Origin of the sequence: Pigmentiphaga humi (assembly GCF_900606115.1) — a bacterium.
Lineage (GTDB): Bacteria > Pseudomonadota > Gammaproteobacteria > Burkholderiales > Burkholderiaceae_B > Pigmentiphaga > Pigmentiphaga humi.
Genome location: NZ_UWPJ01000013.1, coordinates 1 through 12736, shown reverse-complemented (window position 1 = coordinate 12736; position 12736 = coordinate 1). Strand labels below are relative to the sequence as shown.

The following is a 12736-nucleotide window of genomic DNA, read 5'->3' as shown; positions in this document are numbered from 1 at the left end:
CGGCGCTTGCACATGAGCAAAATCGACGTCAGCAAGCTGGATCTGAACCTGCTCAAGGTCTTCGTTGCCTTGATGCAGGAAGGCAGCGTCACCGGCGCCGGCGAACGCCTCGGCCTGGCGCAATCCTCCATCAGCCATGCGCTGGCCCGGCTGCGCACCAGCCTCGACAACCCGCTGTTCGTCCGGACCACGCACGGCATGCGGCCGACGCCGCTGGCCGCGATGCTGCTGGGTCCCGCCACCCGCGCACTCGATGAGCTGCAGGCCGTACTGGATCGCGCCCAGCCGTTCGATCCGGCGACCTCCACGCGCGAGTTCCGCCTGCTGATGCCCGACATCGTGGAATTCCTGGTGATGCCGCGCCTGCTGCGCTTCATCCACCAGAACGGCTATGCGGTCAAGGTCGCCTCGAACCGCCACCCGCTGCGCACCCACCAGCCGCTGCGCACTTACCGCGACGCGCTCGAAGCCGGCCAGGCGGACCTGGCCGTCGCGGTGCTGCCGGAAACGCATCGCGACTTCGTCCAGCGCCTGCTGTTCGAAGACCCGCAGGTGTGCATGATGAGCAAGGACAACCCCCTGCGGGACGACCTGACGCTGGAGAACTATCTGGGCGCCCGGCACCTCGCCGTGGACCTTCCCGCCATTGGCGACTCGATGGTGCGCCGCGCGCTGGGCGCCAACGCGCATCGCCGCAAGGTCGTCACCACCGCGCCCAATTACCTGGTCGCGCCCTTCGTGCTGAGCGGGACCGACATCATCGCGGTACTGCCCCTGGCGATCGCCGAGATATTTGCAGAAACGGCCGGATTGGTCGCGGTGCCGCTGCCGTTCAAGGTTCCGCCTGCCTCGGTGCGCATATTCTGGCATCGTGCCCTGCATGACGACGCCGGATGCCAGTGGCTGCGCAGCACATTGGCCGACCTCTTTCCCCGGCGGGCGCCGGCGTCGCCGGTCCCGCCCGGATAGGACGCCGCACGCCGCCAGGAGAAGCGGCTCAGTCCACCGTGATGCCCGCGGAACGGATCAGGTCTCCCCATAGCTTGCGCTCCTGCGTCATGAAGCTCGCCGCCTGCTCCGGCGTGCCTCCCACCCCCTCCAGCTGGCCCATGTCGGCCAGGCGTTTGACGATTTCCGGCTCTTTGAGCGCGGCGTCCACCGCCGCCGACACCTTGGCGACAATGGCCGGCGGAGTCTTGGGCGGCGCCACCAGGCCCCACCAGGGAGCGACCGATACGCCGGGAATCAGCTCGTTCATGGTCGGCACGTCGGGCAGATCGCGGCTGCGGGCGTCGGTGGCCACCGCGAGGGCGCGCAGCTTGCCGCCGCGGATGTGCTGCAGCACCGCACCCAGGTCCAGGAACATCATGTCCACCTGGCCGCCGATCAGATCGGTCACGGCGAGCGGATTGCTCTTGTAGGGCACGTGGATGAGCTGTACCCCGGCCTTGGTCTTGAAGAGCTCGGCGGTGAGGTGCGGCGTGGAGCCGCTGCCCGAGGAGGCGTAGTTCAACCGGTCGGGGTTCGCCTTGGCGTATTCGATGAGTTCGGGTACGGAGCGGGCCGGCACCTTCGGATTCACCACCAGCACCACCGGCACCTTGGCCAGGATGGACACCGGTTCCAGCGCGTCGGGATCGTAGGCGAGCTTGCGGTACAGGCTCTTGTTGGCGACCAGTGCGCCCTGGGGGCTCACCAGCAAGGTATAGCCGTCGGGCGTGGCTCGCGACGCCGCTTCCGCGCCCACGTTCTGCCCGCCGCCGGGACGGTTCTCGACCACCACCGGCTGGCCCCATTTCTCGCGCAGCTTCTCGGCCAGGGCGCGCGCGAGGATGTCCGGGCCGCCGCCCGGCGATGTCGATACGTAAAGCGTGACGGTATGCCGCGGATAGTCGTCGGCCTGGGAATCCGCTGCCTGGACGGCGGAGCCCGCAGCCATCGACGCCGCGAGCAGCACCTTGCATGATGTGGTGTAACGCATGTCTCCTCGCCTCTCCTGGATTGAATCGGATCAGTGGCGCGGCGGTCTCTTCCGCAGCGATGCGGGCTGGACGCCTTGTTCTCAGGATCACAGCCTACCGGCTGGCCCTGCCGCGTCAACTGCGGGCAGCCCCCATGAGCAGGCGAGACGCCCCGACGGCGCGCCGCGAAGCCTTGATTTCATTGGAAGAAGCGGAGCCGGCCAGGGATATCGGCCATGTACGGTATGCACGTGGTGCATGCTCTGGCTGTCCGGCCGCCAGCATCGGCGCGCCACGGGGCACGCCGGGCGTCGTCATAAGACGTTACATTTCTGCCGGATACTTACGTGAAACCACGAGTTGCCGGATGAACTTATCCGGCAAAGGCGCACCTAACCTCTTAGTTGGGACACGCTTTGGGTGCAACGCCCATGTGTCGGGATGCCGGGCTTCCCCCCGCTTCGGCATTCCTTCCGGCGCAGTGTGCCGGTACCAGCCAATACATCCGCCTCTGCTTTCTCCTCCCTCCCCCCCACTTGAGGCGGATATTTGGCGGGACACCCTCGGTGTCCCGTTCTTTTTTTCTCCGCGCTTCCCCCCTTCCCGACCAATCCGTTTTTCATCCGCGCGCCCTTCCGCTCCGGCTGCATCCAGACCGCCTATCCATCGTGTCCTGAATGGAAAACCTGAACTCCATACGGCATATACATAAAAAATATACTTAATTATGTAGATAAATCGTCATAAATTGGATATCGTTTGGCTTCCACTCTCACTGAAAGAGGAGTCCTGCGATGCTTAAACCACTATCCTGCCTGCCTCAGACCGTCCTCACCCTCGTGGCATGCCTGTTCGGTGCCGGCCTGTCCGCACCGGGCGCGGCCCGCGCCGAGTTTCCCGAACGGCCCATTACCGTGGTGGTGGCATTCGCGCCCGGCGGCGGCACGGACAACGTGGCTCGCATCGTGGCGCGGCAACTGACGAAAGAACTGAACCTGTCGGTGGTGATCGAGAACAAGCCCGGCGCGGGAGGCACGATCGGCGCCGGCTTCGTCAGGCGCGCCGCGCCGGACGGCTATACGCTGCTGCTGGCCGATCCCAGCTTTGCGATCAATACCGGCCTCATGCCCAACGTGGGCTACGACATCAAGCGCGACTTCGTCGCCGTTTCCACCGTCACGCGCTCGCCCCTGGTGATGTCCACCCACCCCACGCTGCCGGCCGAAAACCTGCCGCAACTGCTGGCCCTGGCCAAGGCGAAGCCGGGCACCCTGAGCTATTCCACCCCGGGCGTGGGCTCCATGCCGCACGTATCGGGCGAACTGCTGAAGTCGCTCAGCGGCGTCGATGTGCTGCACGTGCCGTTCAAGGGGGCCAGCCCGGCGGTGACCAACCTGGTCGCCGGCCAGGTCCAGTTCACGATGTCGGCGATCTCGGCGTCCAAGTCCTATATCCAGCAGAATATGATGCGCGCCATCGCCACCACCGGCGCCGAGCGCAGCAGCGAATTCCCCGACCTGCCCACGGTGGCGGAAACGGTGCCCGGCTTCAATTCCTATTTCTGGACCGCGCTGATGGCGCCCGCCGGCACGCCCGCACCGGTCGTCGAGAAGCTCAACCGGCTGCTGGGCAAGGTGCTGGCCGACGAGGAGACCCGGGCATCGATCTCCAAGGCGGGCGACACGATTTCCTACCAGTCCGTGGAAAAATCCGCCGAGTACGTGGAAGGCGAGGCCCGGCGCTGGTCGAAGCTGATCGCCGACGTCGGCATCAAGCCCGAATGAACGGAAGGACCGTCATGACGTTTACGGATCTGCGCGGCTTCATCGCCGAAGTGGACAAGCTGGGGCAGCTGCGGCACGTTCGCGAAGCCGACAAGAACGGCGAGATCGGCGCCGTGACCGAAGTGGCGGCGGGGATGCCGGTGCCGCCCGCGCTGCTGTTCGACCACATCCCCGGGCATGAGCCCGGCTTCCGCGTGTTCAGCAACCCGCTGATGACGCCGCAGCGCTCGGCCCTGGCATTGCGCCTGGATCCGCGCCAGCGGCCGCTGGAAATACTCGAGGCGTGGCTGAAGAAGCGCCAGGCGCTGCGCATGCTGGCGCCGGCGGAAACGGCGGACGGCCGCTGCTTCGAGCACAGCCTGACCGGCGACGCGGTCGACGTCACCGCCATTCCCGCGCCGGTCTGGCATCGGCAGGACGGCGGCCCCTACATCGGCGCGGGCAGCATCGTCGTCATGCGCGATCCCGATACCGGCTGGATCAATGCCTCGATCTACCGGGTGCAGGTGCACGGCCCGCGCCGCGTGACCGTGCAGTTCGACCACATGGGGCGGCACGGGGCGGTGATCGCCAGGAAGTATTGGGACCGTGGCCGGCCGTGCCCGCTGGCCGTGGTCAACGGCGGCGATCCGGCCTTGTTCATGGCGGGTTTCGAATCTCTGCCGCTGGGCGCGAGCGAACTGGAGTTCGCCGGCGCGATCCGGGGCGAGCCCCTGGCGGTGTGTCCGGGGCCCGTCACCGGCCTGCCGATCCCCGCCGATGCCGAGATCGTGCTGGAAGGCGAACTGTTGCCGATGAGCACGGACGCCCTGGAAGAAGGGCCGTTCGCCGAATTCACCGGCTATTACGCCGACGACAAACGGCCGGCGCCGGTCATGGAGGTGCTCGGCCTGCACTATCGAGACGATCCCATCCTGCTCGGTTCGCCGCCGCTCAAGCCGCCCCACTTCCACGTCGGCGTGCCGATGCGGGTGGGCGGCATGTGGGCCAGCCTGACGGCCGCCGGCGTGAGCGACATCACCGGTATCTGGCAGCACATGTCCTCGCTGATGACGGTGGTGGCGCTCAAGCAGCGCTACGACGGCCACGCGCGCCGCGCCGCCATGGTGGCGGCCGGCAACGCCTACATGGGCCGCCTGGTCGTGGTGGTGGACGAGGACATCGACCCGTCCAACCTGAACGAGGTGATGTGGGCCGTCGCCACGCGCTGCGAACCGAGCGAATCGGTGGACATCCTGCGCAATGGCTGGAGCTCCGCGCTCGATCCGCGCATACCGCCGGCGCTGAAGGAGCTGGGGGTGAGCTCCAACTCGAAGCTCATCCTCGATGCCACCCGGCCCTACGTCTGGCGCGAGCAGTTCCCGATCCCTTCGGCCCTGGACGTCCAGGAGCGCCGCGCGGTCGAGGACAAGTGGCTGGACCTGCTGCGCGGCTGAGGGCGCGCACGGCAGAAAGGCCGGCTCCGCGAAGAGCCGGCCTTTCTGCGTTCACCCGGCGATCCGGCCTACCAGGCGTGCAGGTAGAGCCCGTCGTCGGCCGCGACCGGCTCCGCCTCTTGCGCAAGCCTCCGGTAGCGGCCCTTGTAGAACACCAGCGGCTGGTCGTCGGACAGCTGGCGCGTGCGGAAAGACAGCACGCGGCCCACCATGATGGTGTGGTCGCCGCCGTCGTGCTGCCCGTAGGCCGCGCACTCGAACCAGGCCAGCGCGTTGGGCAATAGCGGCAAGCCGGTCGACGGACCGCGAACCGGCCGCACGCCCTGCCACTTGTCGGACCCCGCCTTGGCGAAGCGATTCGACAAGTCGGCCTGGTCGGTGTGCAACAGGCTGACCGTATAGTGCGGCGTGTTCAGCCATGACTTCAGCGACAGCGCCGAGTTGGCCAGGCTGAAGAGCACCAGCGGCGGATCCAGCGACACCGAATTGAACGAACTCACCGTGCTGGCCAGCGGAGTGCCGTCATCGGCCACGCAGGCCACCACCGCCACGCCGGTGGCGAACATGCCCAGGGCGTTGCGGAATTGCCGGCTGTCGAACGTCGAATTGAAACCGTCGGGCGTATTCATGGGCTCTTCCAGTCGGGGCCCCGCCGCGCCGGCGGGGCCCGTGGCGATTACAGTTCCGGCGGCAGATTCAAGGCGGCGTCCACCATGGCGGTGCCGCGCGCGAAGTCGTAGGAGCGGTACATGTTCTGCTTCACCAGGAACGACGCGCCGCCGTAGAACTTCTCGTACTGCTGGCTGCGGTTGCCGAACTCGGTGCCGATGAAGTCCCAGGCCATGCGCATGAGCGCGATGCGCGAGCGGGCATCCGAGTTGGCCGAACGCATGTAGCGCTCGATGTCCCCGGCAGTCTCGGGGCTTTCCAGGTCCTGCAGCGACGACGGCAGCGAGATCATGGCGGCGCCGGTCAGTTCGCGGATCATGTCGATCATGCGCGGATTCATCTCGGATTGCAGCGCCATGATCGCGTAGAGCGACTTGGCGCACGGCCATACCACGCCCTTGGCGTCGATCGTGGCGCGGGTTTCCTGCGCCTCGAGCATGGACTCGACCAGCTGCACCTGGGCGGCCATCTCGCCCATCTGCACCTGTACTTGGGGGTGGGCGTCGTTGCCGGTCATCTCGTTCATGCGCTTGGCCAGGCCCATCATGAAGCGCAGCTTGGTGGCGTAGCGGGCCTGCGCCTGCAGGTTGCCATACGCATGCGACGGCGTTCTCCACCACTGGTCGCGGCAGACCTGGGTGTTGCGGTAGATGAAAACGTGCTCCCAGGGCACGAACACATCCTTGAACACCACGAAGCAATCCGTTTCGTCGAAGCGGCTGCTGAGCGGGTAGTCGAACGAGTTGGCGGCCTGCAGCGCGAACGAACGCCGCGGATACAGCTTCATGCCGGGAGCGTTCATGGGCAGGGCCACGCCGATGGCATAGTTCTCGTCGCCCGGCTGCAGGGGATGAATGCAGCTCAGGTAGAGATAATCGGACAGCACGCCCGCGGTGGCCAGCTGCTGCGCACCCGAGATCACGATGCCGTCGTCGCGCTCTTTGACCACGCCCGCATACAGCGTGGGATCGGTCTGCTTGTGCGCCGGCTTGCTGCGGTCGATCTGCGGCGGCACGATGGCGTAGGTGGCCCACAGATGGTTCTCGCGCAGGTGTTCGTAGAAGCCGACCACGTTGTCGGCGAACTGCTGGCCGCCCGCGGCGAATACTTCCGGCACGGCGGCATAGCCCGTGAAGAAGCCCGCCACGTGATCCGGCGTGCGGCCGATCATGCCGAAGCTGCCTTCGGACCAGGTCTCCGACGCCAGGCGCTTGGCTTTCAGGTCGGCATGGGTCCGGGGAATCTGGTAGGCGCGCAGCACCGGGTTGCCGCTGCTCGGAGACACGAAAGTCATGCGTTCGCGCAGCGACGGATCGGCGGCGGTATCGAACAGGCGGGCCGCGGACCGGGCAGAAGCCGCGAAGGCCGGATGGCGGGTCACGTCCTTGACCAGCTGGCCGTCCATGTAGACCGCGCGGCCGTCGTTCAACGAACGCAGATATTCATCGCCGGGGCGCAACCCGCCGGCCTGGCTGCTGGACGGACGCGGCTCCAGATTGGTCATCTCGCGCTTGGATTGGGCATTCATTGAGAGGTCTCCACAGGTCACTCGGTAAGCATCGGAAGATATGCAAGCCACTGAATCCGCCAGCGATTTACATACATAATGTATGTATATTATGTAATTAAATTGGCGGGTGTCAACCGGTTTCGCCCAAGTTGCCACGCATTCTTCGACATGGCTTCTCCAAGGCGTGCAGCCGCCCAATTATATTCATGTTTTATATACAAAATGTAACTAATCAAGCGTCACGGCGGGAGTCTTTGCCGGCATTGCCTCCTGCATGACCAGCCCGGGAGGCTGCGTCCCGGCGTCGAGGCGTTCCCCAGGACCGGGGCGACGATCGGATACGAAGCCGCCCGGGACCCGCGCCACCTGAAAAGGCATAGCTGGTATAAACATGCTTCGGCGCGCCGGACCGGCCGCGCGCGAGCGCCGGCCGGTCCGGCAGCCCCTTTTCGAATGTTGACGCCCAGTCTCGAATGAGCACTTCCCGCAGTCCCAAACCGGCTTCCTACCAACCCCCCGCCACCACCTCGCGGCGGGAGTTCATCGACAACGGTTCCGACCAGGTCTTTCGCGAAAGCATCTACGGCATCGTGCGTGCGCTCGATGCCCTGATGTCCTGCCGCGAAGTGTTCAGCAAGGCGATGACGCTCACCGGCAGCCAGTTCGCGGTGCTGATGGGCACGGCCTACAAACAGGGCGCGGAAGGCGTCACCATCCGCGAGCTCGCCGAGCATGTGCGGCTGGCCGCGCCCCATGTCACGACCGAGGTCGGGCGGCTCATCCGCAAGAAGCTGCTGGTCAAGCGCCCCAACCACGCCGACGGCCGCAGCGTGCTGGTCTCGCTCTCGCCCAACGGCGAGGCCGAGGTCGCCCGCATATCGCCGCTGGTGCGCAAGGTGAACGACCATCTGTTCCAAGGCATCACCGCCGAAGAGCTGACCGTCGTCACCCGCGCGATGAAGACGCTGGTGCTCAATTCCGAGCGCGTGCTGGCCGAAGTGAAGTGGGGCGACATGATGGAGATCGCGCCGCCGCCACCCGCGCCGGGCCCGCGCGGCAAGAAGTAGATCCGCCGCGCCGCCCTTTCCGGAAAGATGGCGGCTACAGCAGTTGGCGGATGTCGCTGGCCAGCGCTTCGGGGCCGGCGGTGTGGCGGGCGAACAGGCGCAGGTGGCCTTGGGGATCGTAGATGTAGAGGCCGGCGGTGTGGTCCATGGTGTACGAGCCGGGCTCCTTGCCGGGAACCTTGGCGTAATAGACCTTGAAGGACTTGGCCACGCGGGCGGTGGCGACGTCGTCGCCGCGCAGGGCGAGGAAGCCGGGATCGAACTGGGTGACGTATTGGCGCAGGACCTCGGGCGTATCGCGCTCGGGATCGACAGTCACGAAAACGACCTGCAGGCGGTCGCGATCCGGACCCAGCAGTTCCCGGACCTGGGCCAGGTCGGCCAGGGCGGTCGGGCAGACGTCCGGGCACTGGGCGAAACCGAAGAACACGACCAGCGCCTTGCCTTTGAAATCCTGCAGGCTGCGTGGCTTGCCGTTGAAGTCGTCCAGGGAGAGATCGGTGCCCAGGTCCGAGCCGCTGACGTCGGTGCTTTTGAACGACGGCTGCTTCTGGCACGCGGCCAGCATGGCGGCGGCAACGGCGGCGGCGCCTGCGCGCAGGACGAAACGGCGGGAGACGGACAAATCTGCGCTCATGCGGGAACCTCGTGGCAACCAGGAAAAACGGCGCTGGCGTCGCCTGCGCTCAGGTCCAGGCCGGCAGCCAATGGTCGAGCAGCAATGCGGCGAACAGCAGCGCCAGGTACAGGATGGAATAACGGAACAGCTTGCGTGAGAGTTCGTCGCTGTAATGGCGATAAAGTTTCCAGGCATAGCCGATGAACACCGCTCCCAGCGCCACGGCGCATACCAGGTAGAACATCCCGCTCATCCGGATCACGTAGGGCAGCACGGTGGTCGCCAGCAGCGCCACCGAATACAGCAGGATGTGCAGGCGGGTGACCTGTGCGCCGTGGGTGATGGGCAGCATGGGCAGGCCGGCTTTCTCGTAGTCGCGCGTGCGATACAGGGCCAGCGCCCAGAAATGCGGCGGCGTCCAGACGAAGATGATCATCACCAGCAACCAGGCCTCGGCCGGCACGCTGTCGGCCACGGCGGCCCAGCCCAATGCCGGCGGCATCGCGCCGGACAGACCGCCGATCACGATGTTCTGCGGCGTGCGAGGCTTGAGGATGATGGTATAGATCACCGCATAGCCGACGAAGGTGGCGAAGGTCAGCCACATCGTGAGCGGGTTCACGAGGGTATAGAGGATCGCCATGCCCAGGCCGCCGACCACGCCCGACATGCCGATGATCTGCAGCGCGCCGATGTCGCCGCGCGCCGATGGGCGGTGGGCGGTGCGGGCCATGCGGGCGTCGATCTGCTCTTCGATCAGGCAGTTGATCGCGAAAGCGGCCGCCGCCAGCAGCCAGATGCCCACGGTTGCGGCCACCACCGTACCCCAGGGCGGAACGCCCGGCGTGGCGAGGAACATGCCGATCACGGCGCAGAACACCGCGAGCTGGCTGACGCGCGGCTTGGTCAGTACCCAATACTGGCGAAGCCGCAGACCGACGTTGGACACACTAATGCTTTCCATGAAAAACCCAAAACCCATCAAATCGTGCGCATGCCGTCCGCGGACCCAGCGCGCGCACGGCCGAGCCGGACCATCAGCGTAACGCAAAGCAGGGTCAGCACGGCGGCCCCGCCGTTATGCAGCACGGCGACCACTATAGGCCAATGCAGGAAAATATTCGTCAGCCCCGTCAGGAGCTGCACCCCGAGCATCGCCAGCAGCGCGCGCGACGGACCCGCCAGCCCCTCGTAGCGGCGCAGCTTGAGCGCCAGCCAGCCCAGGTAGATCAGTACGACGAACGCGAAATTGCGGTGGACCCAATGGATCGCCGTCAACGCGCTCTGCGAAATGATCTCGCCCGATGGCAGCTCGCCCAGCGCCCGCAGGATGGAAAAGCCGCCGTGGAAATCCATGTCCGGCACCCACTCCCCGTGGCAAGTGGGGAAGTCCAGGCAGGCCAAGGCAGCGTAGTTAGTGCTCACCCACCCACCGAGCGCCAGTTGGGCGTAGAGCAGCACCAGGCCCAGCGCCGCATAGCCGCGCCATTTGCGGGCCGACGGCGGGATTTGCGGGAGGGTCGTCTGTCTAGCCGATAGCCAGGTCAGCAGCGCCAGCAGGCTGACGCCCCCCAGCAGGTGGACCGTGACGACCACAGGCATGAGCTGGTGCGTGACCGTCCAGGCGCCGAACGCCCCTTGCAGGCAGACCGCCGGCAGGATGACGGTGGCCAGGAGCGGCGACTGCGCCAGCGTCTTGCGATGCCGCCACGCCATCACGACGATGGCGATGATCAGCATGCCCAGAACGGTGCCGGCATAGCGGTGGATCATCTCTATCCAGGCCTTGGACAGGGTAACCGGCCCGTCCGGCAAGGCCGTGGCGGCGGCGTGGATGTCGTGCCGCGCGCCGATGGGCGAGGCGTTGCCGTAGCAGCCCGGCCAGTCGGGACAGCCCAGGCCAGAATCGGTCAGGCGGACGAAGGCGCCGAACATGATCAGATCGAAAGTCAGGAACATCGTTACGGCCACCAGCCTGGCGTAACGTGCCCGGATGCGGCTGGCCCGCGCCCCGGGCGTCTGCAGGGTTGCCATGTCCGCTACCCGATGCGCGACGCGTGCAGCAGCTTGCCGATGTCGTCGCGCAGCCGCAGGGGATCCGGATTTTCGGGAAAGCGCAGCATCTGGTTGTTGCGCGGATCGATCAGCCAGATGTGCTGCTTGAGCGCCTGCGCCGAAGGCCGCGTGCCGTCCGGCAACGCCAGGAAGCGCGCCACCTGCTCGGCATTGGCCCGCACCATGTGCGCGCCTTCGTAGGCCCGGATCACGATGGTCGGCACCGGTTCATCGTCCAGGATCAGCCATACGCGCTCGATGCGGCCGACGTTCTTGCCGGTGCTGGCGTGCGTCTGGCGCATGATGAACAGTTTCTTGGCGCACTCGTCGCCGCAGTCGCCGCTGTCGGCGCTCACCATCACCCATTTGCCGGTCAGGCTGCGCAGGTCGAAGGCGCTGCCGTCCAGGTCGGTCAGCTGCAATTGTTCCGCCGGCGGCACCGGCCGCTGCGGATCGACCAGGCTGCCGTAATTGGTTCCTGCGCCGTCGGGACGCCAATCGAGGAAATAGACCAGCGCCGCCGCCACCAGCGGCGCGGCGCATACCAGCAGTACGGCATAGAGCGCGAACAGGGAGCGCCGGCGCGGCGCGGGCCGGCGGGCATCAACGGGTCGAGCGGAAATGTCGGACAAGAAGCACTCCAAAAGCGATGGCGGCAATCGCCGCGAACGAAAACCACTGCAACGCGTAGCCGCGATGCGTATCCACATTGACCGGCGGACCGGCCCACTCCCGCAGCAAGCCATCCGCCTGGGCGCCGGTCTGCTCCAGCACCGCGGGCAACAGCGCCAACCCTGCCGCCTGCCCGTAGGCACCGGTATCGAGATTCTGCATCCGCGGCGGCGCCCCGTCCGCTTGCGGCCACGGCTCGGGCCACGCCTGCGGCCTGCCGCTCAGCGCGCCCAGGTCCAGCAGGCGCGGAACGCGGGCCAGCAGCACCCCGCTCACTTCCACCGGCCCCGGCGGCGTCTGCACCCGCACCGGGCCGTCCGGCACCGGCCGGGGCAGCCAGCCTCGCAGCACGGCTACGGCAGCGCCTTGCTCGACCGCCAGCGGCGTCACCACCCAGAACCCCGGGCGGCCCGCCGACATGCGGTTCTCCAATAGCACCGTCCGATCGGCCAGCCATCGCCCGCGCACCATCGCCGGGCGCCAGGGCCTCAACTCGGCCGGCGGCGTGGCCGCATCCAGGACCAGCGGCGGCAACGCCCTGCCCGCTTCGAGTTCGGCCAGTGTCGCCAGCTTTTCCTGCGCCCGGTGCAACTGCCAGCGGCCCAGCATCCCCGTCACGCCCACGGTCGCTGCCAGCAGCGCCAGCGCCACCCAGACCCGGCCCGACCGATGCGGACCTGCGGCAGGCGGGTTCACCCCAGCCACCGCCCGCACCCGCCCCCTGCCATAATTCCATCTTGGAGGAGGAAATACCTGATGCGCTTCATCGTCGCCATTGCCTTCATCGGCATACTCTACAGTCTGGGTTCGGCACTGGTCTTCCTGATGCGGGACACCGGCAACAGCAAACGCATGGTCCGCGCCCTGACCCTGCGCATCAGCCTGTCCGTCCTGCTGTTCCTGTTCGTCCTGTTCTCGTACTGGATGGGCTGGTACAGGAGATAGGGAAACCCACCCCTAAAG

At 66.6% G+C, this 12736-nt stretch carries 13 protein-coding genes; 5 read left to right on the top strand and 8 right to left on the bottom strand.

The window, feature by feature from the left end; translation table 11 throughout:
• The first annotated feature begins 12 nt into the window (after window positions 1-12).
• Window positions 13-969, top strand: a complete 957-nt coding sequence (locus tag PIGHUM_RS07100) for a LysR family transcriptional regulator (protein ID WP_160142195.1) — start codon at window positions 13-15, stop codon at window positions 967-969.
• A 28-nt stretch (window positions 970-997) separates the two neighbouring features.
• On the opposite strand, the gene PIGHUM_RS07095 is transcribed toward PIGHUM_RS07100, so the two are convergent.
• Window positions 998-1981, bottom strand: coding sequence for a Bug family tripartite tricarboxylate transporter substrate binding protein (locus PIGHUM_RS07095; protein WP_124078699.1), 984 nt, complete (start codon window positions 1979-1981; stop codon window positions 998-1000).
• A gap of 774 nt (window positions 1982-2755) precedes the next feature.
• Here PIGHUM_RS07095 and PIGHUM_RS07090 point away from each other — a divergent pair.
• Complete coding sequence (locus PIGHUM_RS07090; RefSeq protein ID WP_124078698.1) at window positions 2756-3745, top strand: Bug family tripartite tricarboxylate transporter substrate binding protein; 990 nt, start codon at window positions 2756-2758, stop codon at window positions 3743-3745.
• Between the two features lie 14 nt (window positions 3746-3759).
• Window positions 3760-5181 (top strand): UbiD family decarboxylase, encoded by a 1422-nt coding sequence (locus PIGHUM_RS07085; protein ID WP_160142194.1) that lies wholly within the window; start codon window positions 3760-3762, stop codon window positions 5179-5181.
• 68 nt (window positions 5182-5249) lie between these two features.
• On the opposite strand, the gene PIGHUM_RS07080 is transcribed toward PIGHUM_RS07085, so the two are convergent.
• Both PIGHUM_RS07080 and PIGHUM_RS07075 read right to left on the bottom strand, forming a co-directional pair.
• Window positions 5250-5810, bottom strand: a complete 561-nt coding sequence (locus PIGHUM_RS07080; protein ID WP_124078696.1) for a flavin reductase family protein — start codon at window positions 5808-5810, stop codon at window positions 5250-5252.
• 47 nt (window positions 5811-5857) lie between these two features.
• Entirely contained in the window at window positions 5858-7378 is a 1521-nt protein-coding gene (locus PIGHUM_RS07075; protein ID WP_124078695.1) for a 4-hydroxyphenylacetate 3-hydroxylase family protein, read from the bottom strand.
• A 455-nt stretch (window positions 7379-7833) separates the two neighbouring features.
• Here PIGHUM_RS07075 and PIGHUM_RS07070 point away from each other — a divergent pair, with 455 nt between their 5' ends.
• Complete coding sequence (locus PIGHUM_RS07070; protein ID WP_124078694.1) at window positions 7834-8427, top strand: MarR family winged helix-turn-helix transcriptional regulator; 594 nt, start codon at window positions 7834-7836, stop codon at window positions 8425-8427.
• A 34-nt stretch (window positions 8428-8461) separates the two neighbouring features.
• Here PIGHUM_RS07070 and PIGHUM_RS07065 read toward each other — a convergent pair whose 3' ends face one another.
• From PIGHUM_RS07065 to PIGHUM_RS07045, 5 genes are read right to left on the bottom strand one after another with little or no spacing between them, the layout of a single operon-like run.
• The gene (locus PIGHUM_RS07065) at window positions 8462-9064 is read right to left on the bottom strand and encodes an SCO family protein (protein WP_124078693.1); all 603 of its coding nucleotides are present in this window, start codon (window positions 9062-9064) and stop codon (window positions 8462-8464) included.
• 49 nt (window positions 9065-9113) lie between these two features.
• On the bottom strand, window positions 9114-10010 hold the full coding sequence (cyoE, locus tag PIGHUM_RS07060) for a heme o synthase (RefSeq protein ID WP_124078692.1): 897 nt from the start codon (window positions 10008-10010) through the stop codon (window positions 9114-9116).
• A 17-nt stretch (window positions 10011-10027) separates the two neighbouring features.
• The gene (locus PIGHUM_RS07055; protein WP_124078691.1) at window positions 10028-11080 is read right to left on the bottom strand and encodes a COX15/CtaA family protein; all 1053 of its coding nucleotides are present in this window, start codon (window positions 11078-11080) and stop codon (window positions 10028-10030) included.
• A gap of 5 nt (window positions 11081-11085) precedes the next feature.
• The gene (locus PIGHUM_RS07050; RefSeq protein WP_246013003.1) at window positions 11086-11733 is read right to left on the bottom strand and encodes an SCO family protein; all 648 of its coding nucleotides are present in this window, start codon (window positions 11731-11733) and stop codon (window positions 11086-11088) included.
• Window positions 11705-12469, bottom strand: coding sequence for an SURF1 family protein (locus tag PIGHUM_RS07045; RefSeq protein ID WP_246013001.1), 765 nt, complete (start codon window positions 12467-12469; stop codon window positions 11705-11707). The genes PIGHUM_RS07050 and PIGHUM_RS07045 overlap by 29 nt, the downstream gene beginning before the upstream one ends.
• A 60-nt stretch (window positions 12470-12529) precedes the next feature.
• Between PIGHUM_RS07045 and PIGHUM_RS07040 the strand changes: the two genes are divergently transcribed.
• Complete coding sequence (locus PIGHUM_RS07040; RefSeq protein ID WP_124078690.1) at window positions 12530-12718, top strand: twin transmembrane helix small protein; 189 nt, start codon at window positions 12530-12532, stop codon at window positions 12716-12718.
• Window positions 12719-12736 lie beyond the last annotated feature (18 nt).